The organism is Allobosea sp. NPDC003192, from assembly GCF_050275675.1.
In the GTDB taxonomy this organism is placed as follows: domain Bacteria; phylum Pseudomonadota; class Alphaproteobacteria; order Rhizobiales; family Beijerinckiaceae; genus Allobosea.
The window spans coordinates 43,668-62,890 of sequence record NZ_JBNNPK010000025.1; the positions used below are offsets into that span (position 1 = coordinate 43,668).

Annotated in this window: 17 protein-coding genes; 7 read left to right on the plus strand and 10 right to left on the minus strand. The window is 67.6% G+C overall.

Annotated elements, in window-relative coordinates:
- Position 1 precedes the first annotated feature (1 nt).
- The gene (locus ACQKLX_RS26130) at positions 2–922 is read left to right on the plus strand and encodes a LysR family transcriptional regulator (protein WP_427364484.1); all 921 of its coding nucleotides are present in this window, start codon (positions 2–4) and stop codon (positions 920–922) included.
- On the opposite strand, the gene ACQKLX_RS26135 is transcribed toward ACQKLX_RS26130, so the two are convergent.
- From ACQKLX_RS26135 to ACQKLX_RS26150, 4 genes are all read right to left on the minus strand, one after another.
- Positions 906–1,475, minus strand: coding sequence for a hypothetical protein (locus ACQKLX_RS26135; protein ID WP_427364485.1), 570 nt, complete (start codon positions 1,473–1,475; stop codon positions 906–908). The genes ACQKLX_RS26130 and ACQKLX_RS26135 overlap by 17 nt on opposite strands.
- Positions 1,472–2,722 (minus strand): YcxB family protein, encoded by a 1,251-nt coding sequence (locus ACQKLX_RS26140; protein ID WP_427364486.1) that lies wholly within the window; start codon positions 2,720–2,722, stop codon positions 1,472–1,474. The genes ACQKLX_RS26135 and ACQKLX_RS26140 overlap by 4 nt, the downstream gene beginning before the upstream one ends.
- 23 nt (positions 2,723–2,745) lie before the next feature.
- Positions 2,746–3,003, minus strand: a complete 258-nt coding sequence (locus ACQKLX_RS26145; protein ID WP_057187566.1) for an exodeoxyribonuclease VII small subunit — start codon at positions 3,001–3,003, stop codon at positions 2,746–2,748.
- 74 nt (positions 3,004–3,077) lie between these two features.
- A complete protein-coding gene (locus ACQKLX_RS26150) occupies positions 3,078–3,542 on the minus strand; it encodes an Lrp/AsnC family transcriptional regulator (protein ID WP_200964529.1) in 465 nt (154 codons plus the stop codon).
- 290 nt (positions 3,543–3,832) lie between these two features.
- On the opposite strand from ACQKLX_RS26150, the gene ACQKLX_RS26155 reads away from it, so the two are divergent.
- Positions 3,833–4,396, plus strand: a complete 564-nt coding sequence (locus ACQKLX_RS26155; RefSeq protein ID WP_427364487.1) for a thioesterase family protein — start codon at positions 3,833–3,835, stop codon at positions 4,394–4,396.
- Between the two features lie 120 nt (positions 4,397–4,516).
- Here ACQKLX_RS26155 and ACQKLX_RS26160 read toward each other — a convergent pair whose 3' ends face one another.
- Entirely contained in the window at positions 4,517–8,092 is a 3,576-nt protein-coding gene (locus ACQKLX_RS26160) for a PAS domain-containing hybrid sensor histidine kinase/response regulator (protein ID WP_427364488.1), read from the minus strand.
- A 78-nt stretch (positions 8,093–8,170) separates the two neighbouring features.
- A complete protein-coding gene (locus ACQKLX_RS26165; protein WP_427364489.1) occupies positions 8,171–8,527 on the minus strand; it encodes a winged helix-turn-helix transcriptional regulator in 357 nt (118 codons plus the stop codon).
- 96 nt (positions 8,528–8,623) lie between these two features.
- Here ACQKLX_RS26165 and ACQKLX_RS26170 point away from each other — a divergent pair, with 96 nt between their 5' ends.
- From ACQKLX_RS26170 to ACQKLX_RS26190, 5 genes are all read left to right on the plus strand, one after another.
- Positions 8,624–9,637, plus strand: a complete 1,014-nt coding sequence (locus ACQKLX_RS26170) for a zinc-binding alcohol dehydrogenase family protein (RefSeq protein ID WP_427364490.1) — start codon at positions 8,624–8,626, stop codon at positions 9,635–9,637.
- 14 nt (positions 9,638–9,651) lie between these two features.
- Complete coding sequence (locus ACQKLX_RS26175; protein ID WP_427364491.1) at positions 9,652–10,785, plus strand: L-dopachrome tautomerase-related protein; 1,134 nt, start codon at positions 9,652–9,654, stop codon at positions 10,783–10,785.
- Between the two features lie 209 nt (positions 10,786–10,994).
- Positions 10,995–11,411 (plus strand): large conductance mechanosensitive channel protein MscL, encoded by a 417-nt coding sequence (mscL, locus tag ACQKLX_RS26180; RefSeq protein WP_427364492.1) that lies wholly within the window; start codon positions 10,995–10,997, stop codon positions 11,409–11,411.
- A 152-nt stretch (positions 11,412–11,563) separates the two neighbouring features.
- The gene (locus tag ACQKLX_RS26185; RefSeq protein ID WP_427364493.1) at positions 11,564–12,754 is read left to right on the plus strand and encodes a pyridoxal phosphate-dependent aminotransferase; all 1,191 of its coding nucleotides are present in this window, start codon (positions 11,564–11,566) and stop codon (positions 12,752–12,754) included.
- 100 nt (positions 12,755–12,854) lie between these two features.
- Positions 12,855–13,928, plus strand: coding sequence for an AbrB family transcriptional regulator (locus tag ACQKLX_RS26190; RefSeq protein WP_427364494.1), 1,074 nt, complete (start codon positions 12,855–12,857; stop codon positions 13,926–13,928).
- 163 nt (positions 13,929–14,091) lie between these two features.
- On the opposite strand, the gene ACQKLX_RS26195 is transcribed toward ACQKLX_RS26190, so the two are convergent.
- The 4 genes from ACQKLX_RS26195 to ACQKLX_RS26210 form a co-directional block, all read right to left on the minus strand.
- Entirely contained in the window at positions 14,092–15,021 is a 930-nt protein-coding gene (locus ACQKLX_RS26195; RefSeq protein WP_427364495.1) for an SMP-30/gluconolactonase/LRE family protein, read from the minus strand.
- Between the two features lie 118 nt (positions 15,022–15,139).
- A complete protein-coding gene (glcF, locus tag ACQKLX_RS26200) occupies positions 15,140–16,507 on the minus strand; it encodes a glycolate oxidase subunit GlcF (protein WP_427364496.1) in 1,368 nt (455 codons plus the stop codon).
- A gap of 9 nt (positions 16,508–16,516) precedes the next feature.
- On the minus strand, positions 16,517–17,704 hold the full coding sequence (locus tag ACQKLX_RS26205) for an FAD-binding protein (RefSeq protein ID WP_427364521.1): 1,188 nt from the start codon (positions 17,702–17,704) through the stop codon (positions 16,517–16,519).
- Complete coding sequence (locus ACQKLX_RS26210; protein ID WP_427364497.1) at positions 17,701–19,137, minus strand: FAD-binding oxidoreductase; 1,437 nt, start codon at positions 19,135–19,137, stop codon at positions 17,701–17,703. The genes ACQKLX_RS26205 and ACQKLX_RS26210 overlap by 4 nt, the downstream gene beginning before the upstream one ends.
- Positions 19,138–19,223: the final 86 nt, after the last annotated feature.

Sequence of the window (19,223 nt, forward strand, 5' to 3'; positions counted from 1 at the left end):
CATGAATTTGCGGGCGATCGACCTCAATCTCCTCGTCATCCTCGACGCTCTGCTCGACGAGGCGCATGTCTCGCGCGCGGCTGAGCGGGTCGGCCTGTCGCAGCCGGCGGCATCGAGCGCGCTGGAGCGTTGCCGCCATCTTTTCGGCGATCCGCTGCTGCTGCGGGGCAGGGGCCGGATGCGCCTCACAGCGAAGGCGCAGGCGCTGCAGCAGCCGCTGCGCGACATCCTCGCCCAGGTGACGGAGCTGCTCGATGCGCCGGAGCCGGATCTGAAAAGCTTGAAGCAGACCGTCCGGGTGATGACGGCCGAGCTGCCACCCGCCCTGGTGACTGGCCGGCTCTATGAGCGGCTGATGCGGACGGCGCCGGGGCTGACCCTCGCCGTCCTGCCCTGGCAGGGCGCGCAGGCGACGCTGGAGGCGCTGGCGCAGGGGCGGGCCGATCTCGCCATCTCGGTCTTCCCGACGATCGATGCCGACTTCACGCGAACGGAATTGCTGCGCGAGCGCTATGTCGTGGCGATGCGCCGGGATCACCGGGCGGCCGCCGGCTTCGATCTCGACCGCTGGCTCGCCTTTCCGCATGTACTGGTCTCTGGCCGCGGCGAGACGCATGGCCCGCTCGACGAGGCGCTCGCCCGGCTCGGCCGCAAGCGCCATATCGGCCTGGTCGTGCCGAGCTTTCTCAGCGTACCGCCTCTGCTGCTGGCTTCCGATTTGATCGCGCTTCTGCCGAGCCGGACCCTACCGCCCGATGAAACCGGTCGCTTCGTCACTTTCGAGCCGCCGGTCGCGGTCGAGGGCTTCCCCTTACATCTGGCCTGGCATCGGCGCAGCGAGCGCGATCCGGCGGTCCGGCATGTCGCGGGACTGATCGAGGCGGTGCTCGGCGAAGCGGCCGTGCTCAGTCCGCCGGCCTGATGCTCGCCATGATGGCGCGGCCGGCCTGGTGGCGCTCGCTGCCGGTCTCGCAGGTCTTGCAGATCATGCCGAGATAGCGCCCGTCGATCACCGTCTCCGCGAACAGCCCGGACTTGTAGTTGTGGCGGGCGTCGGTCTCGATCGCCCACCAGTCGCGCGGCCCTAGTAAAACGCGCTCGAGTGGTTGCAGCACCTGCGCATCCTTGCTGGTGCTGCGCAGCACGGCGCGGATGCGGAAATAGCGGTCCATCGGTGCGGCATAGAGCGAGGTGAGCCGGGCGGCGTCATCCGTGCCGGCGACGGGCTGGGACCGCATCAGGACCGTGCAGGTCTCCTGCGTGCGCTTGCAGGCCGCAGTCTCGCAGACAAGTTGAATGCGGGTCCGGCCATCCTTTCCGGTCTCGCCCTCGGCGGCGCCGTCGACCCGCCAGCCCTCGGGCAGATCCGCCATCAGCCCATCCGGCAGCGGCAGCGGCTCGGCGCCAGCAGGGTCGGCCAGAAGCGCACCGCCGAGCAGGGCGATGCAAAGCGCAATATCGTGGCGTCCGGTCATGCGGCCTCTCCGGGGCGGCCGATATGCGTGGCCGCCAGTCGATCGAAGAGCTGCATCTGGTCGGAATTGAGGACGCGCACGGGCAACACCAGCGGATCGCCGCGGCGCAGGACGACGAAGATGTGGTCGCCGCGCCGCTCGACGCCGGTGAACGCTGCCCAGTCATAGCTGCTCTCAAGGCCGCGCTGTCGGCTCGCGGCGCCCTCCGGTGAGATCAGGACCCGGACCTCGTCGTCGCTCACCCGCTGGTGCAGCGTCCTGGCAAGGCTTCTGGCGTTGAGGCGCATGAACAGCGGCGTCGCGAAGTGGCCGAGCAGAATAAGGCCGCAGAGCGCGGCGGAGATCGGCCAGAATGTCTTCACCGCCATCTCGGCGAAGAGCGGCAGGGCGAGCTCGAAGGGGACGCGATCCGGATCGATGCTCCACAGGACCAGCATCACCGCGGGCACCAGCAGCAGGGCGAGGACGAGGCCGAACGTGGTCCGACGCAGCAGGCGGCTGCGTGGCCAGAACCGCTCCTGCTGGCGGATGACGGCGGCGGTCCGGTCTTCGAGCGTCAGGTGGAAGCGCAGGTCGAGCGCCTCCTCCGCTGGCGGTGTCTCAGATTGCTCCCTTATCCCGGGGGCAGGGGCAGCGGCGTGCCCGATGCAGGACCGTGCCCAATCCTGAAGCTGTGCCTGCTGCTCGGCGGAGAGATCGCGTTTTGGCAAGGCGACGAGATCGTCGATCCCTTCGATCTCGATGAAAAAGTGCTCGGCGCCGTCGGCCAGCTGGCGCAGGCGCCAGGCCGGGATATGGCTGCGGTGGTAAGGCTCGTTACTGTCGAGGCCGCTGTCATGCAGCCGGTAGCTGCAGGGCATCGGAGCGACCAGGCCCTCGTTCCGATACCAGCGCCGCAGGCGATGGCGCGTGGAGGCGCCGAAGAAGACGTAGGCGATGCCGCCCGCCAGGGCGAAGGCCGCCAGCAGAATACCGGTCGGGCCGACGAGCGCATCAAGGAAGTTGCGGCCCATCAGGGCGAAGTCGCCGCGGCCGCGCCCACCCCATGACGTCGAGAGCTGTCCGACCGCGATCAGGAGCAGCGCGATGCCTGTGACGATCAGGACGTTGCGCCGCCGCCTCGCGATCAGGTCGCGGTAGAGATGCATCGCGGCTGCGACGCGGTCCTCGCCGGTGAGCGCGATCGCGAGCTCGAAGGGCGGCGGGGCTGCGAGGGGCCGGCTCGCTATGGAGGGCGTGGTTCGCATCTCGCGGCGCGCCGGCGGCGCTCCTAGTTGCCGACGTCGAGCGGTTGGGTGCCGGTCGGCTTGCCGTCGGCGCCGAGCGTGATCTTCTCGATGCGGGCCTCGGCCTGCTTCAGCAGCGCGTCGCAGCGCGCCTTCAGCGCTTCGCCGCGCGTGTAGATGTCGATCGACTCTTCGAGCGCCACATCGCCGCGTTCGAGCCGGGCGACGATGCCCTCCAGCTCCTTCAAGGCCGCCTCGAAAGGCAGGCCGGCGACATCGGCATTGGTCTTGGCGTCGGTCACGGGCGCGATTCCTGTTGGGCGGCCGTTATCGACTCTGCTGCCCGCTCCCGCAACCCCGTGACTGACAGCACATGTCACATGGGGAGAGCCGAGGTCTTCTTGATCGTGCGCAGCGTCAGCGTCGACTGGACCCGGGTGACGCCCGGCAATTGCGTGATGATATCGGTGTGGATGCGCTCGAAATCGGCGCTGTCGCGATAGATCACCCGCATCAGGTAGTCGTGCGCGCCGGCGAGCAGATGGCATTCGAGGATCTCGGGCAGGTCCTGCACGGCCTTCTCGAAGCTCTCCAGCGAGGCGCGGCCCTGCTGGTCCAGCGTGACGAAGACGAAGGCGGTGCCGGGGAAGCCGGCGATGCGCTCGTCGAGCATCATCACATAGCCGCGGATCAGCCCGCTCTCCTCGAGCTGGCGCACGCGGCGCAGGCAGGCCGAAGGTGAGAGATGGACCTTCTCGGCCAGGTCCGAATTGGTGATCCGGCCATCCTTCTGGAGGATGCGCAGGATCGTCTTGTCGCGCGAGTCGAGTTCGATCTGCATCGCTGGGGCGTCGTCCCTTGGGCCGGCGGCGTCTGGCGCTGTCGCCGGAAAGCGCAGATGCTTCTGCGGAAAAAGCGCGCTTGGCAAGCATGATCTTGCGCGTACCCCCGCTTTATCCGCATGGCGGCGCTGTCGCTGCGTCTCGCGCCGCAGGATCGTGCAGCGCAACATGCTGTTGCGCAGGGAGCGACCATGACGATCGAGGCTGCCTCCGACAGGTGCGGCGAAGCGATTTGGCCGCACGCGCAAAAATGTTTACAACTGAACTATCTTCCCCCGGGACGCTGCCGATGAATCTCTGGTTCCGCCTCATCTGGCTGCTGCTGACGCGCCCGTTCCAGCCGAAGCTGAAGCCGCCTTTCGAGGCCTCGGTCCTGCCCTTCAGGGTCTGGTTCCACGATCTCGACACCAGCCTGCACATGAACAATGCCCGCTATTGGGGGCTGATGGACCTCGGCCGTGCCGATCTGATGCTGCGCAGCGGCCTCTGGCGTGCCATCCTGCGCCATGGCTGGGTGCCGGTAGTCAATTGCGGCACGATCCGCTTCCGCCGCGAAGTCCGCCTGTTCCGGGCGCTGAGGCTGGAGACGCGGCTGATCTGCTGGAGCGAGGGCTGGGTGGTGATCCAGCATCGCATTCTCGCCGATGGGCGCGACGGCCAGGAGATCGTTGCCGCGGTCGCGCTCGTGCGCGCTGCGCTCTATGACCGCAAGGGCAGGGCCTATGTGCCCGCAGCGCGCCTCTTCGCCGAGATGGGAGTGACGGCGGAAAGCCCGGAGCCGAACCCGGAGGTTGCCGCCTTCCTCGCGGCCGAGGAGGCGCTGCGGCAGGCGGGGGCTACGGCGGAAGCGTGATACGCCGTCATTCTCGGGCGGAACGAAGCGTAGACCCGAGAATCTCAGGGTGAGAAGGCGCGGGCGGGCTCCTCATCCTGCCTGAGATGCTCGGGGCAAGCCCGGGCATGACGCTCTTCGTTACTCCGCCGCCAGCCTGGTCGCGCGCCATTGCGCGAGCAGCGCCCGCAGGGCGCCGGGCTTCAGCGGCTTGTTCAACACGTGGATATCGAGCGCTCCTGCTTCTTCGCGCACTTCCGGTGAGCGGTCCGCCGTCAAAAGGATCGCCGGCAATCCGCCGACCTGCTGCCGCAGGGCCGAGATCAGCGCGATACCGTTCTCGCCATGGTCGAGATGGTAGTCGGCGATCAGCACGTCCGGCACACCGCCAGTGGCGATGATGGCCGAGGCTTCGTCGAGATCGCGCGCGGTCTCGACCTTGCAGCCCCAGCCGCCGAGCAAGAGGCGCATCCCGTCGAGGATCGCCGGCTCGTTGTCGATGGCGAGCAGTTTGAGACCGGCGAGCTGGCTGCTCGACGGCGTGCCGCGCGCGGCCTGCGTCGTCGCCATCGCCGGTAGTGGCGCGGCGCGCGGGACCAGGATCGAGAAGCGTGTGCCGCGCCCCGGCGTCGAGGCGAGCACGAGCTTGTGGTCGAGGGTGCGCGCGATCCGCTCGACGATCGAGAGCCCGAGCCCGAGGCCGCGGGCCACCTTGGCGCCCTGGTCGAGGCGCTGGAATTCGCGGAACACCGTCTTCTGCTTGCTCGCGGGGATGCCGAGCCCGGTGTCGAGCACCTCGATCGCGACCTGTCCGTCGCGCCGGCGGCAGCCGACCAGCACCTTGCCGTTCGGCGTGTATTTTATCGCGTTCGAGATCAGGTTCTGCAGCAGGCGGCGCAGCAGGCGCCGGTCGGAGCGGACTGTAGCCGCGGTCGTCATGAAAACGAGGTTGAGCCCCTTTTCCTGGGCGCTCGGTTCGAATTCGCGCTGGAGCTGGCGCATCAGCTCGTCGAGGCGGAAGCTGCCGATCTCGGGCTTGAGCGCGCCGCCGTCGAGCCGCGAGATTTCGAGCAGTGCCGTCAGGATTTCCTCGACCGCGTCGAGCGAGGCGTCGATGTTCTCGGCGAGGTCGGGCTGCGCGCTGCTGCGATCGCGCTCGACCAGCGCGGACGCGTAGAGCCGGGCGGCATTCAAGGGCTGCAGGATGTCGTGGCTGGCGGCGGCGAGGAAGCGCGTCTTCGAGGCATTGGCCTCGTCGGCCTCGGCCTTGGCGCGCTGCAGTTCGGTGTTGACGTGCCGGATCTCCTCGGTGCGCTCGGCGACGCGCTTCTCCAGCGTCTCGTTGGTTCGCTCCAGCTCCTCCTCGGCCGCGACCGAGTCGGTGATGTCGGTATAGGTCGTGACGATGCCGCCATCGGGCAGCGGGTTCGAGCGGATCTCGATGACGTTCTTCGACGGGTAGAGCCTGAGCCGGACCGGTTCGCGGTCGTTGATGAAGCTTTCCAGCCGCGCCGCCATCAATTCGTCTTGCGGGCCGGCGCCATAGGCGCCGCGCTGGGCGTTGTAGCGCACGATCTCGTCGAGCCCGGTGCCGAAGCGGACCAGCGAGGGCGGCAGGTCGTAGAGCTGGATGAAGGCCTTGTTCCAGGCGAGCAGGCGAAGATCGCGGTCGAGCACGGTGATGCCCTGGCCGGCATGGTCGAGGCCGTTCTGCAGGATGTCTCGATTGTATTGCAGAGCAGCCGAGGCGTCGTCGAGCAGCTTGAACGCGGCCTCGGTCGAGAGGTTGCGCCGTTTCAGCAGCAGCGACAGCACCAGGCGTGACGATGCCGCGCCGATCGCGGAGGAGAGCAGGTGCTCGCCGAAGCGCAGCATGTGGATGTCGGCCTCGCGCGTCCCGTTCAGCACCTCGCCGCGCGAATGGGCGAAGCCCTCGAAGGCGCGCTGCGTTCGCTCCTGGCCGAGATAGCGGCCAATGGTCGATTGCAGCTCGGCTTCGGTGACGCTGGAGCGCCAGAGCGAGAAGGACTGGGCCATGGTCGCCCGATCCGACTCGACGAAGGCGTTGGCCTGCAGGCGCTCCATCGCGCTCGCCGGCCGCAGCATCGAGAAGCCGAGATAGCAGACGAGGTTGATGCCGAGGCTCCAGAGCACGCCATGCGGCAGGGCGGGCAGCGACAGGCCGAACAGAGCCTCGGGGCGTAGCGCGGCGATCCCGAGCGGCCCGTGCTCGACGATCTCCGCCCAGTATCCGCCAGGCAGAGCGAGGCTCGGCATCAGCAGCGTGTAGAGCCAGGTCAAAAGGCCTGCCGACAGACCGGCTGCAGCCCCGAGCGCCGTGCCGCGCCGCCAGATCAGTCCGCCGAAGAAGGCGGGGGCGATCTGAGCGGTGGCAGCGAAGGAGAGCAGGCCGATCGAGACCAGCGCCGCCTCGCCCGCGGCGCGGTAATAGGCGTAGCCGAGCAGGATCACGGCGACGATGGCGAGCCGCCGGATATGCACCACCTGCGAGCCGAGATCGCCGCCGGTCGAGCTGTTGCGGCGCCGGCCGCCTTCGAGCAGCGCCGCCGCCTGCTCGGGATCGACGCTGACGCCGCGGCCGCGCAGCAGGAGCGGCGTGACGAGGTGGTTCGAGATCATGATCGCCAGTGCGACCGAAGCGACGATCACCATCGCCGTTCCCGCCGAGAGCCCGCCGATGAAGACGAAGAGGGCGATGAAGCCAGCCTGCTTCTCCAACGGCAGCAGCAGCACGGTCATGTCGCGGTCGATTGCGGTTCCCGGGAGAAGGATTTCGCCGGCCGCCGCCAAAGGCAGCACGAAGAGATTGATCAGCACGAGATAGAGCGGGAACATCCAGGCGGCGCGGCGGATGTCGCGGACGTCGCGGTTCTCGACGATCGCCATGTGGAACTGCCGCGCCAGCAGCAGCGCAGCGCAGGAGGACAGCGCCGTCAGCGTCAGGAACATCGGCCAGCTCGAGGTCCGGTCCCAGATCGGCGGCGTGTCGCCGGCCGCGCGCGCCGCCTGGGCGAAAAGGTCGCCGGCGCCGTCGAACAGGCCGTAGACGACGAAGACGCCGAGCGCGAGGAAGGCGACGAGCTTGACCAGCGACTCGGCCGCGATCGCCAGCACCAGCCCGTCCTGATGCTCGGTCGCGTCGATATGGCGGGTGCCGAAGGCGCAGGCGAAGCCCGCGAGCACGAGCGCGACCAGGAAGGCAAGGTCGCTCAGCACCGGCATGTCGGTCATCGGCGGTGGTCCGCCGGCCGCGGCGAAGAACACCGAGAGCGAGTTCGCCACGGCCTTCAACTGCAGGGCGATGTAGGGCAGGGCGCCGATCACCGCGACGATGCAGACCAGCGCCGCGACCCGTTCGCTCTTGCCATAGCGCGCGCCGACGAAGTCGGCGATCGAGGTGATGTTCTGCGACTTGGCGATGCTGACGATGCGGGCGACGAAGCGGTGTCCGAGCCCGATCACCAGCGCCGGGCCGACATAGATGCCGAGGAAGTCGAAGCCCGCCCGGTTGGCGAAGCCGACCGAGCCATAGAAAGTCCAGGAGGTGCAGTAGACCCCGAGCGCCAGCGCATAGATCGTCGTGCGCGCCCGCCCGCTCATCAGGCGACGCCCGGCCGTGTCCGCGAGATGGGCGATCGCGAACAGCACGCACAGATAGCCGAGTGCGCTCAGGACGACGGACCAGGCCGGTAACATCCCACCTCCTTGCAACGGCGATCGCCGGCAAATCTATCGCCGCAGCGCCGCCGCCGCCATCGGCCTTTCGGCCTGTCCTCAGGCTGCTGTCTGGACCTGCGCCAGCCGTTCCAGCCGCCGCTCGCCCCAGGCATGCATGGCACGGACGATCGCTTCGAGCGAGCGGCCTTCCTCGGTCAAGGCATAGTCGACGCGTGGCGGCACCTGCGCATAGACCGTGCGGCTGACGAGCCCGCATTCCTCCAGCTCGCGCAATTGCCGGGTCAGCATGCGCTGCGTTGCGCTCGGCAGCTTCCGGCGGATCTCGTTGAAACGCAGCGTGCCCGAGAGCAGGTGGTAGACGATCACGCCCTTCCACTTGCCGTCGATCAGGTCGAGCGTCGCCTCGACCGGGCAGCCGGCGGCGCAGTCATAGCGCTTCTTGGTCTTCAGCATCCGACAGTATCCATTTTGATACTACTGGTCCGATTTGTGCGTATTGCGCCTGTTGAGCCTATCCGTATTTCTCGGCCTGCAACAGGAGATTTTCCGATGAAGGCCGTCGGCTACCGCACATCCCATCCGATCGAGCATCCCGAGGCGCTGCTCGATCTCACGCTCGACAAGCCGGTTGCCGCCGGCCGCGACCTGCTGGTCAGGGTCGAGGCAATCTCGGTCAACCCCGTCGACACCAAGATGCGCCTGCGCTCGCAGCCTGAGCCGGGTGGCGTGAAGATCCTCGGCTGGGACGCGGCCGGTGTCGTCGAGGCGGTCGGACCCGAAGCGAAACTGTTCGAGCCGGGCGACAAGGTCTTCTACGCCGGCGCGATCGGCCGCTCGGGCACCAACGCCGAATATCATCTGGTCGACGAGCGCATCGTCGGCCGTCGACCGAGCTCGCTTACGGCGTCCGAAGCGGCGGCGATGCCGCTTACGGCGATCACCGCCTGGGAGGCGCTGTTCGATCGGCTCGACATCCGCAGGCCTGTGCCGGGCGCGGCGAATGCGCTGCTCATCATCGGCGGCGCCGGTGGCGTCGGCTCGATCGCGATCCAGCTTGCGAAGCAGCTCAGCGATGTCACTGTGATCGCGACCGCCTCGCGTCCGGAGACGCAGGCCTGGGTCGAGGAGCTCGGCGCCGACCATGTTGTCGACCACACCAGGCCTCTGGCCGCTCAGGTCGCCGCGCTCGGCATCGGCGCACCGGCCTTCGTCTTCTCGACCACGCAGACCGACCGGCATTTCGACGAGATCGTCGAATTGATCGCGCCGCAGGGCCGCTTCGGCCTGATCGACGATCCCGCGCCGATCGACGTGATGAAGCTGAAGCGCAAGAGCGTCTCGCTGCATTGGGAGCTGATGTTCACGCGCTCCATCTTCGGCACCGCCGATATCGAGGCCCAGTACGCTCTGCTCAACGAGGTCGGCGCCATGGTCGACGCCGGCAAGCTCCGGACCACGCTCGGCGAGCATTTCGGCCGGATCGATGCGGCCAATCTCAAGCGCGCCCACGCCTTGCTCGAGAGCGGCAAGGCCAAGGGCAAGATCGTTCTCGAAGGTTTCTGAAGGGAGGGCAAGTCATGCGCATTGCCCGCACAGCCGCACTGGTGGCCAGCGTCCTTGCGGCCGTACAGCTCGCTCATGCCCAGCAGCCGGCGGAGCCGGTGAAGGCCGAGGTCTTCGCCGAACTGCCCCAGGCGGTCGGCAACATCACCTTCACGCCGGACAAGCGGGTGATCTTCAGCCATCATCCGTTCTTCGCACCCGATATCCGCGTCGCCGAGCTCAATCCGGACCGCAAATCGTTCAAGCCGTTCCCGGACGCGAGCTGGAACACGCCGCGGCCGGGCACCGACCGCTATCTCGACAGCGTGCTCGGCCTGCGCGGTGACGAGAACGGCATCGTCTGGCTGATGGATATGGGGCAGCGCACGCCGCTGACGCCGAAGCTCGTCGGCTGGGATGCCAAACGCAACCGGCTGCATCGAATCTATTACATTCCGGCCCCGGCGTCGCTGCCGGAATCGCAGCACAACGACTTCGTCGTCGATCTGAAGAACCGTAAATTCTACATCGCCGACGAGGGCATCGGGCCAAGCGGCGACGGCAGCAAGGCGGCGCTGGTGATCGTCGACATGGAGACCGGCGCGGCGCGCCGCGTGCTGCAGGGGCATGCCAGCACGCAGCCGGAAAATCGGCCGATCACGGTCGAAGGCAAGGATCTGACCGTGCCCGGCAAGGATGGCCAGCCCATGATGATCAAGGTCGGCGCCGACGGCATCGCTGCGGACAAGGAGTTCCGCTGGCTCTACTTCGCCCCGCTCAATGGCACGAGCGTCTACCGCTTGCGCATCGCCGACCTGAACAACGAGCGGCTGGGCGAGACCGAGCTCGGCGCGAAGGTCGAGCGCTATGCCGCCAAGCCGAACAATGGCGGCTTCTCGCTCGACGCCAAGGGGAATCTCTATCTCACCGAGGTGGAGGCGAAGGCGGTCGGCGTCATCCCTGCCGATGGTCGCCAGTATCGGCGCTTCGCCGTCGGCGAGGCGATGCATTGGCCCGATGGCATCAGCTATTCGCCTGATGGCTTCATGTATGTCTCGGCGGCCCAGCTCGCCCAAGCCTCTGTTTTCAATGACGGCAAGGGCCTCAACAAGGCACCCTATTACATCTTCCGTTTCAAGCCTCTGGCGCCCGGCCGCATCGGGCACTGAGCCGGGAAGGGCGCTGCCGCAGCGTTCGTCACGGCTTCAGGCTCCTTCATGGTCGGCTGACCGCCCGGAGGGCTGTGTTCTCCACGACAGGTTGAGGAATAGGGTGAAAAGCTGATTTCCAGAGCCGCCAGACATGTTCTAGCTTGCCGCAGGGGCGGCATTGCGCAGGGTGATGCCGAAGACTGGCCCGGCATTCGGAGAGGCGCGCTATGATCAAGGAATTCAAGGAGTTTGCCCTCAAGGGCAATGTCGTCGACCTCGCCATCGGCGTGATCATCGGCGCGGCCTTCGGCAAGATCGTCGAATCGCTGGTCGGCGACATCATCATGCCGCTGATCGGCGCCATCGGCAGCGTCGACTTCTCCAACTACTTCATCGGCCTCAACAGTGCCGTCACCTCCCCCGTTCTTGTCGATGCCAAGAAGCAGGGCGCTGTCCTGGCCTATGGCAGCTTCATCACCATCGCCGTCAACTTCATGATCATCGCCTTCGTGCTGTTCATGGTCGTCAAGGGGATCAACAGGCTCAAGCGCAAGGAAGAGGCCAAGCCGGCCGAGCCCGCTCCCCCGGCTCAGGATGTCGTCCTGCTCGGTGAGATCCGCGACCTGCTGAAGCAGAAGGCCTGACCGGCTGTCAGGGGTGGGCCCGATCGTCCGGCTCCCCTGTGATCCATCACCGCGACCGATCGGGTCGATCTCGTCATTTCATGCCGCTACGACGCTTTCTGCGTTAGATTGGCGTGCATGTCTATCGTGACGGATCGCCCGAAGGATCGCCCATGAACATGCATGCCCCGGCCGGCACCAGCCTGATCGCCGACCTGCGCCCCGAGGCGCGCAACGCCCCCGAGAGCGGCATCGTGGAGGTCGTCAACCACGGCCGGCTGAAGCCCGGGCTGATCCCGCTCTGGGTCGGCGAGGGCGATCTGCCGACGCCGGAGTTCATCGTCCGCGCCGCCAACAAGTCGCTGGCCGATGGCGAGACCTTCTACACCTGGCAGCGCGGCATCCCGGAGCTTCGCGAGGCGCTGGCACGTTACCACACCGCGCTCTATGGCCGCCCCTTCGCCATGGACCGCTTCTACGTCACCGGCTCCGGCATGCAGTCGGTCCAGATCGCTGTCCGGTTGATCGCGGGTGTCGGCGACGAATTGATCATCCCGACCCCGGCATGGCCGAACTTCGCCGCTGCCATGGGCGTCGCCGGCGCCAATCCGGTCTGCGTTCCCATGCAGTTCAAGGACGGGCGCTTCACGCTCGACCTTGAGAAGCTGGAAGCTGCGATCTCGCCGCGCACCCGCGCCTTCGTCATCAACTCGCCGGCCAACCCGACCGGCTGGACCGCGACGCGCGACGAGCTCGCCGCCATCCTCGCCATCGCCCGCAAATACGGCATCTGGATCATCGCCGACGAGATCTATGCCCGCTTCGTCTATGACGGCTCGGCCCGCGCCGCCTCCTTCCATGACGTGATGGAGCAGGAGGATCGCATCCTCTTCGTCCAGACCTTCTCGAAGAACTGGGCAATGACCGGTTGGCGCGTCGGCTGGATCGAGGTGCCGCCCGCCTTCGGCCAGATCGTCGAGAACCTGATCCAGTACTCGACATCCGGCTCGCCGGTCTTCGTCCAGCGGGCCGCCATCGCGGCGCTGGAGGAGGGCGAGCCTTTCGTCGCTGAGCAGATCGCCCGTGCTACCGAAGGTCGCCGCATCGTCGCGGAAGGGCTGAAGGCGACCAACCGCGTCAACCTGCAGGCACCGGACGGTGCCTTCTACCAGTTCTTCAGCGTCGATGGCTGGGCCGATTCCCGCAAATTGGCGATCGAACTGGTCGACACGGCCAATGTCGGCCTGGCGCCGGGCACCGCCTTCGGCCCGGGCGGCGAGACCGGCCTGCGCTTCTGCTTCGCCCGCAAGGCCTCGGACCTGCATGAGGCGGTGGCGCGTCTGCAGAAGGCGCTCGCGGGCTGACCGCCAATGTCATGCCCCGCTTGCGTACGGGGCGTTTGACCTGAGGGCCATCGGCCTTCATTGATGCGGCGGTGCGCAGCCATGGCGCATCGCGAGCGTCATGCCTGTTCCCAGCTACGTCCCCTACCATCTGCGCACCCTGTCGCGTGAAGCGGTGGTGATCGCCTGCGCGGCGTTGGGCGGCACGCTCTTCGCCTTGCTCGACGTTCCGGCGGCCTGGCTCTCGGGCTCGATGCTGGTCGTCTCGATCCTCGGCATCACCCGGCCGCTGCCGGACCTCCGCCGCCCCTGGTTCGATTCGACCATGGTGATGTCCGGCGCGCTGATCGGCTCGGCCGCAACACCCGAGGCGCTTGCTGCGACGGCGCGCTATCCCGGCTCGCTGCTGGTGCTGGTGGTCGGCCTGCTCGCGATCATGCTGGCGACCGGCGCCTATCTGCGCTTCGTCGCGCGCTGGAGCTGGATCGACTCGCTGCTCGCCGCTGCTCCAGGCGCGCTTTCGGCGGTGATCTCGGTGGCGCAGGACAAGGGCGCCAATATCGGCCGCATCGCGGCGATCCAGCTCTTCCGCATCCTCGTCCTGGTGGCGGTCCTGCCCAGCATCATGAAACTGAGCAGCGGTGGCACTCCCCTTGCTCTGCCGCCTCCGGTCGCCGTTGCGAGCGTCGGCGACATGGCGCTGCTGCTCGGCAGCGGTCTTGTGACCGGGCTCGTCTTCGAGCGCATCGGCATCACCGCGCCCTTCATCCTTGGGGCGACCCTGGCGAGCGCCGTGCTGCACGGCACCGGCCTCGTCCACGGCACCATGCCGCCGGAGATCGCGATCGCGGTGATGGTCATGCTCGGCGCTGCCATGGGTGGGCGCGTCTCCAATCTGAAGCGCAATGAGATCGCGGCGCTGTTCCCGCTCGCAATCGGCGGCTTCGTCGTCTCGATGGCGGTCGCCTTCGCCTTCGCCTGGCCAGCCGCCTGGCTCGCCGGCGTTCCCTATGCCAGCGCCATGGCTGCCTTCGCGCCCGGCGGGCTCGAGGCAATGGCGATGCTCGCCTTCGCCATGGGGCTCGACCCGCTCTATGTCGGCGCGCATCACCTGACGCGCTTCATGCTGCTCGGGCTGCTGATGCCTGTCCTCGTCGGCTGGGTGAAGCCGGAGAAGCGTCGCGAGGAAGTGTAAGCTAACCCGTCTTTCCGGGGCGCTGCGTAGCAGCGAGCCCGGAACCCATGAACACCTATCCAAGCAGGGGAAGCGCCGGGATTGCCGCGCCTTCCCGAAAACCAACAGCGGTCATGGGTTCCGGGCTTATCGCTCTGCGATGCACGGGAATGACGTGGGAGATTCAGCCGACGCCGTTGGTGTGGGTCATCAGCGAGTACAGCGACGTGGTTCCGCAGATGAACAGCCGGTTCCGCTTCGGCCCACCGAAGCAGAGATTGGCGACGACCTCCGGCACCAGCACCTTGCCGATCAGCGTGCCGTCCGGGTCATAGACATGGATGCCGTCGGCGGCGCTGCTCCAGAGCCGGCCGGCGACGTCGAAGCGGAAGCCGTCGAACAGCCCGTTCGTGCAGGTAGCGAAGACCGAGGAGGCGCCGAGCGCCTTGCCCTCGCCGGTGACCGCGACCTTGCGGATATGGCGCGGCCCGTTCTGCGGATCATGGCTTGCGCCGGTGTCGGCGATATAGAGCGCGCTCTCGTCGGGCGAGAAGGCGAGGCCGTTCGGCTTGACGAAATCGTCGGCGACGATGGTCACCTCGCCGCTCTGCGGATCGATGCGGTAGACATTGCAGCGGCCGATCTCGCTTTCGGCCTTGTCGCCCTCATAGTCGGTGAGGATGCCGTAATCGGGATCGGTGAACCAGACCGAGCCATCCGACTTCACCACCACATCATTGGGCGAGTTCAGCCGCTTGCCCTGGTAGTGGCTCGCCAGCACGGTGATGGAGCCGTCATGCTCGGTTCGCGTCACCTGTCGCCCGCCATGTTCGCAGGTGACGAGCCGGCCCTGTCGGTCGACCGTGTTGCCGTTGGAGTTGCGGGCGGGCTGGCGGAAGGTGCCGACCTCACCGGTGAGGGCGTCGTAGCGCAGCATCCGGTTGTTGGGGATGTCCGACCAGACCAGCGTCTGGTGCGCCGGGAACCAGGCCGGCCCCTCGGACCAGCGTGCCCCGGTCCACAGCCGCTCCATCCGGGCCGAGCCGGGCACGATCCGGTGGAAGCGCGGGTCGAGCACCTCGACGCGAAAACCCTCAATGAAACCGAACGTCATGCCTGTCCTCCCTTGGTGGCGGGAGGATCGGCGATTGGGCTGGCCGAGGCAATCGCGTGAGGCACAGAGGCAGCATGTCCGGGTGTCATCCTCGGCAGCCTGAGCGTGACGCCCAACGTCACTCGGCCGCGATGACTCCGGCCGGAATCGCTTCCCCGATCCCTGCCTTGGCCAACCGCGCAGGCACCGGCCCGCCGGTTGCCCAGTCGAGCAGCTCCGCGGTGTGCAGGATCGGCGTGGTTGCCCCCTTGTCGGCGAAGCCTTTCGCGATCTGGGTAATGCAGCCGATATTGCCGGTGGCGACGAGGTCCGGCCTGGTGCGCTGGATGTTGCCGATCTTGCGCTCACGCAACTGCCCGGCGATCTCCGGCTGGAGGATGTTGTAGACGCCGGCCGAGCCGCAGCAGATATGGCCCTCCGGCACCTCCTTCACCCGGAAGCCAGCCCGCGCCAGCAGGCGTTTCGGCCCGTCCTTGAGCTGCTGGCCGTGCTGCATCGAGCAGGCGGAGTGATAGGCCACGGTGAGATCGAACTGCCGGACCGGCGCGATCTCCAGTGTCTCGACGAACTCGGTCACGTCCTTGGCGAGGGCTGCGACCCTCGCCGCCTTATCGGCATAGGCCGGCTCGTTGCGGAACATGAAGCCGTAATCCTTGATCGTGGTGCCGCAGCCCGAGGCCGTGATCAGGATGGCGTCGAGCCCTTCGCCGTCGATCTCGGCCATCCAGGCGTCGATATTGCCGCGGGCGAAGGCGAGCGCGTCATGCTCGCGGCCCATATGATGGACGAGTGCGCCGCAGCAACCTTCGCCCTTGGGCAGGACGACTTCGACGCCGTGGCGGGTGAGCAGGCGGATCGTCGCCTCGTTGATGCCGGGGTCGAGCACCGGCTGGGCGCAGCCGGAGAGGATGGCGACGCGCTTGCGCCGCTCGCCCTCGGCCGGGAAGGAGGCCGGCCCCTCCATCGAAGAGCGATCGGGCAGGCTCCAGGGCGCGAGCGCCAGCATCGCCTTCAGTCGCGCGCCAATGACCGGCAGCGCGCCGAGCACGCCGCTGAGCGGCTTGCCGAGACGGGCTGCCAGCATGGCGAGGCGGAAGCGACCGGGATAGGGCAGGATCGCCGAGAGGATGGCCCGCAGCGTCCGGTCGGCGGCGGGGCGCTCATAGGTCTCCTCGATATGGGCGCGGGCATGGTCGACCAGGTGCATGTAGTTCACGCCCGAGGGGCAGGTCGTCATGCAGGACAGGCAGGAGAGGCAGCGGTCGATATGCTTGACCACCTCCGGCGTCGCCGGCCGGTCGTTCTCCAGCATGTCCTTGATCTGATAGATGCGCCCACGCGGCGAATCGAGCTCGTCGCCGAGCAGCAGATAGGTCGGGCAGGTCGCGGTGCAGAAGCCGCAATGCACGCAGGTGCGCAGGATCTTCTCGGAGGCCGGAAGACGCGGATCGGAGGCGAGGAGCTCGGGCGTGAAGTTGGTCTGCATGGTCTCTTCTCAGATGCCCGCATACATCCGGCCGGGCTCGAACACGCCCTCCGGATCGAAGCTCTTCTTGATGCCGGCGCTCACCCGCATCAGCGGCTCGGAGAGCGGCTCGAACACCGGAACTGCCGCCCGCACCGCGTCGGGCGCCCGCACCAGCGTCGCATGGCCACCGAACGGCTTCAGCGCGGCGCGGATCGCAGTTGCGCCGGCATCGCCTTCGGCCGGCACGGCGAGCCAGATGAGGCCGCCGCCCCAATCATAGAACCAGCGCGCGCCCGGCACGGTCCGTGCGATCGCCGCCGTCGCCTTCGGCCCATTGCCCGGTGCCAGCGAGAGCCGCCAGATGGCCTCCTGTGTCCCGGCGAAGAAGGCGGCATCCCTGACCTCGCGCCAGAGCGCATCCGAAGCGCGGCCTTCGACCAGTTCGGGCCGGCCGTAGCCTTTGAGCAGCCGCGCTAGCTCTGCGGCGCGATAGCTGATCGACGCCGAGAAGTTCTCCAGCCTGAGCAGGGTACGCGCCTGCTCCGCGCCGATCCCGGCGGGCAGATGCGCCGCTGCCATCGGCTCGAAGGGCGAGCCGAGCGCGCCCGAAAGCAGCGCCACCGCGGCCTCGTCGGCGAGGTCCTCCCAGATCAGCGTCACCACGCGTTCCGGTCGCGGCAGGACGCGGAAGGTCACCTCGGTCAGGAAGCCGAGCGTGCCGAAGCTGCCGGAGACGAGCTTTACGAGGTCGAGACCGGTGACGTTCTTCATCACGCGTCCGCCTGATTTCACCAGTTCGCCGCGGCCATTGATCAGCTTGATCCCGATCAGCGAGTCACGGGCGGCGCCGGCATTGATCCGGCGCGGGCCGGAAATGTTGCCGGCTGCGACGGCGCCGATCGTCGGCACGCCTTCCGTACCAAACAAGGCGCGATGGTCCATCGGCTCGAAGGGCAGCATCTGGCCTCGGCTCGCCAGCGTCTCCTCGATCAGCTTCAGCGGCGTGCCGGCGCGGGCGCCGATCACCATCTCCGCCGGCTCGTAGAGGGTGATGCCGCTGAGCCCGGCGCTGGAGATGGTGCTGACGGCGTTGTCAGGCCGGCCGAGGCCGGTGCGGGTGCCGCCGCCGCGGATGGCGAGCGGAACACGTGCCTCGACGATGGAGGCGACGACGGCGCATGCCTGCGCCTCTGTGGTGGGGGTGTGAAGCATCAGGCTGCGATCCGCCCTTCGAGCGGGAACACCTTGGCCGGGTTCATCAGCCAGCGCGGATCGAACACCGCCCTGACCCGCTGCTGCTGGTGCAGGTCGGCCTCGTTGAACTGGACGGTCATCAGGTCGCGCTTCTCGATGCCGACGCCGTGCTCGCCGGTCAGGCAGCCGCCGACCTCGACGCAGAGCTTGAGGATGTCGTTGCCGGCGTCTTCCGCCTTCTGCGCCTCGACCGGATCATTGCAGTTGTAGAGGATCAGCGGGTGCAGGTTGCCGTCGCCGGCATGGAAGACATTGGCGACGCGCAGGCCATAGCCCTTGATGATCTCGTCCATGCGCTCGAGCACGAAGGGCAGTTGCCCGGTCGGGATCGTCCCGTCCATGCAGATGTAATCAGCGATGCGGCCGGTCGCGCCGAAGGCGGATTTGCGGCCCTTCCAGATAGCCGCCGTCTCCATCGCCGACTTGCTCTCCTTGACCGTGCCGACGCCGTGCTCCCGCGCGATCGCGACGATGCGGACAAGCTGGGCGTCCATCTCGGCCTCCGAACCCTCGACCTCGATGATCAGCAGCGCGCCGCAATCCATCGGGTAGCCGGCATGGGCGAAGGCCTCGCAGATCTCGATCGCCGGCTTGTCCATGAACTCCATCGCCACCGGGATGATGCCGGCGCCGATGATCGCCGCGACCGCGGCGCCCGCCTCGACGCTGGTCGGGAAGCCGAACAGCACGGGTCGCGCGCCTTCCGCCGAACGCAGGATGCGCACCGTCGCCTCGGTGACGATGCCGAGCTGCCCTTCCGAGCCGACGATCAGGCCGAGCAGGTCGTAGCCGGGGGCGTCGAGATGCCCACCGCCAATCTCGACGATGCTGCCGTCGAGCATGACCAGCGTGACGCCGAGGACGTTGTTGGTGGTGACGCCGTATTTGAGGCAATGGGCGCCGCCGGAGTTCATGCCGATATTGCCGCCGATCGAGCAGGCGAGCTGCGAGGAGGGGTCGGGGGCGTAGAAGAAGCCGTCGGCCGAGACGGCGCCGCTGACCGCGAGATTGGTGACGCCGGCCTGCACCTTCGCGACCCGGTTGGCGTAATCGATCTCGAGGATGCGGTTCATCTTGGAGACGCCGATCACAACCGCGTCCTCCTGCGGGATCGCGCCGCCGGCGAGCGAGGTGCCGGCGCCGCGCGGCACCACCGGCACGCCCTGTTCCGAACAGTAGCGCAGCACCGCAGCGACCTCCTGCGTGGTCGAGGGCAGGACCACGGCGAGCGGCATGCGGCGATAGGCGGTCAGCGCGTCGGTCTCGTAGGGACGCCGCTCGTCCTCGGAGGTGATCAGCGCATCGGGCGCGACCAGTTGGCTCAGGCCGGCGAGGATGGCGTCGCGGCGGGCGAGGATGCCGGCGTCAGGCGCCGGAAAGGCGATCGCACTCATGAGATTCTGTCCTTGCCCGCTCCGACCCTACGCGACTCTAGAATACTTCCACGCGGGGCGCAGCGCGAGTAACGTGCATGATTGTT

Bases quoted from the DNA above. Each gene is read 5' to 3' on its own strand.
- ACQKLX_RS26130 (WP_427364484.1), top strand. From the start codon at position 2: ATGAATTTGCGGGCGATCGACCTCAATCTCCTCGTCATCCTCGACGCT.
- ACQKLX_RS26135 (WP_427364485.1), bottom strand. From the start codon at position 1,475: ATGACCGGACGCCACGATATTGCGCTTTGCATCGCCCTGCTCGGCGGT.
- ACQKLX_RS26140 (WP_427364486.1), bottom strand. From the start codon at position 2,722: ATGCGAACCACGCCCTCCATAGCGAGCCGGCCCCTCGCAGCCCCGCCG.
- ACQKLX_RS26150 (WP_200964529.1), bottom strand. From the start codon at position 3,542: ATGCAGATCGAACTCGACTCGCGCGACAAGACGATCCTGCGCATCCTC.
- ACQKLX_RS26155 (WP_427364487.1), top strand. From the start codon at position 3,833: ATGAATCTCTGGTTCCGCCTCATCTGGCTGCTGCTGACGCGCCCGTTC.
- ACQKLX_RS26160 (WP_427364488.1), bottom strand. From the start codon at position 8,092: ATGTTACCGGCCTGGTCCGTCGTCCTGAGCGCACTCGGCTATCTGTGC.
- ACQKLX_RS26165 (WP_427364489.1), bottom strand. From the start codon at position 8,527: ATGCTGAAGACCAAGAAGCGCTATGACTGCGCCGCCGGCTGCCCGGTC.
- ACQKLX_RS26170 (WP_427364490.1), top strand. From the start codon at position 8,624: ATGAAGGCCGTCGGCTACCGCACATCCCATCCGATCGAGCATCCCGAG.
- ACQKLX_RS26175 (WP_427364491.1), top strand. From the start codon at position 9,652: ATGCGCATTGCCCGCACAGCCGCACTGGTGGCCAGCGTCCTTGCGGCC.
- mscL (WP_427364492.1), top strand. From the start codon at position 10,995: ATGATCAAGGAATTCAAGGAGTTTGCCCTCAAGGGCAATGTCGTCGAC.
- ACQKLX_RS26185 (WP_427364493.1), top strand. From the start codon at position 11,564: ATGAACATGCATGCCCCGGCCGGCACCAGCCTGATCGCCGACCTGCGC.
- ACQKLX_RS26190 (WP_427364494.1), top strand. From the start codon at position 12,855: ATGCCTGTTCCCAGCTACGTCCCCTACCATCTGCGCACCCTGTCGCGT.
- ACQKLX_RS26195 (WP_427364495.1), bottom strand. From the start codon at position 15,021: ATGACGTTCGGTTTCATTGAGGGTTTTCGCGTCGAGGTGCTCGACCCG.
- glcF (WP_427364496.1), bottom strand. From the start codon at position 16,507: ATGCAGACCAACTTCACGCCCGAGCTCCTCGCCTCCGATCCGCGTCTT.
- ACQKLX_RS26210 (WP_427364497.1), bottom strand. From the start codon at position 19,137: ATGAGTGCGATCGCCTTTCCGGCGCCTGACGCCGGCATCCTCGCCCGC.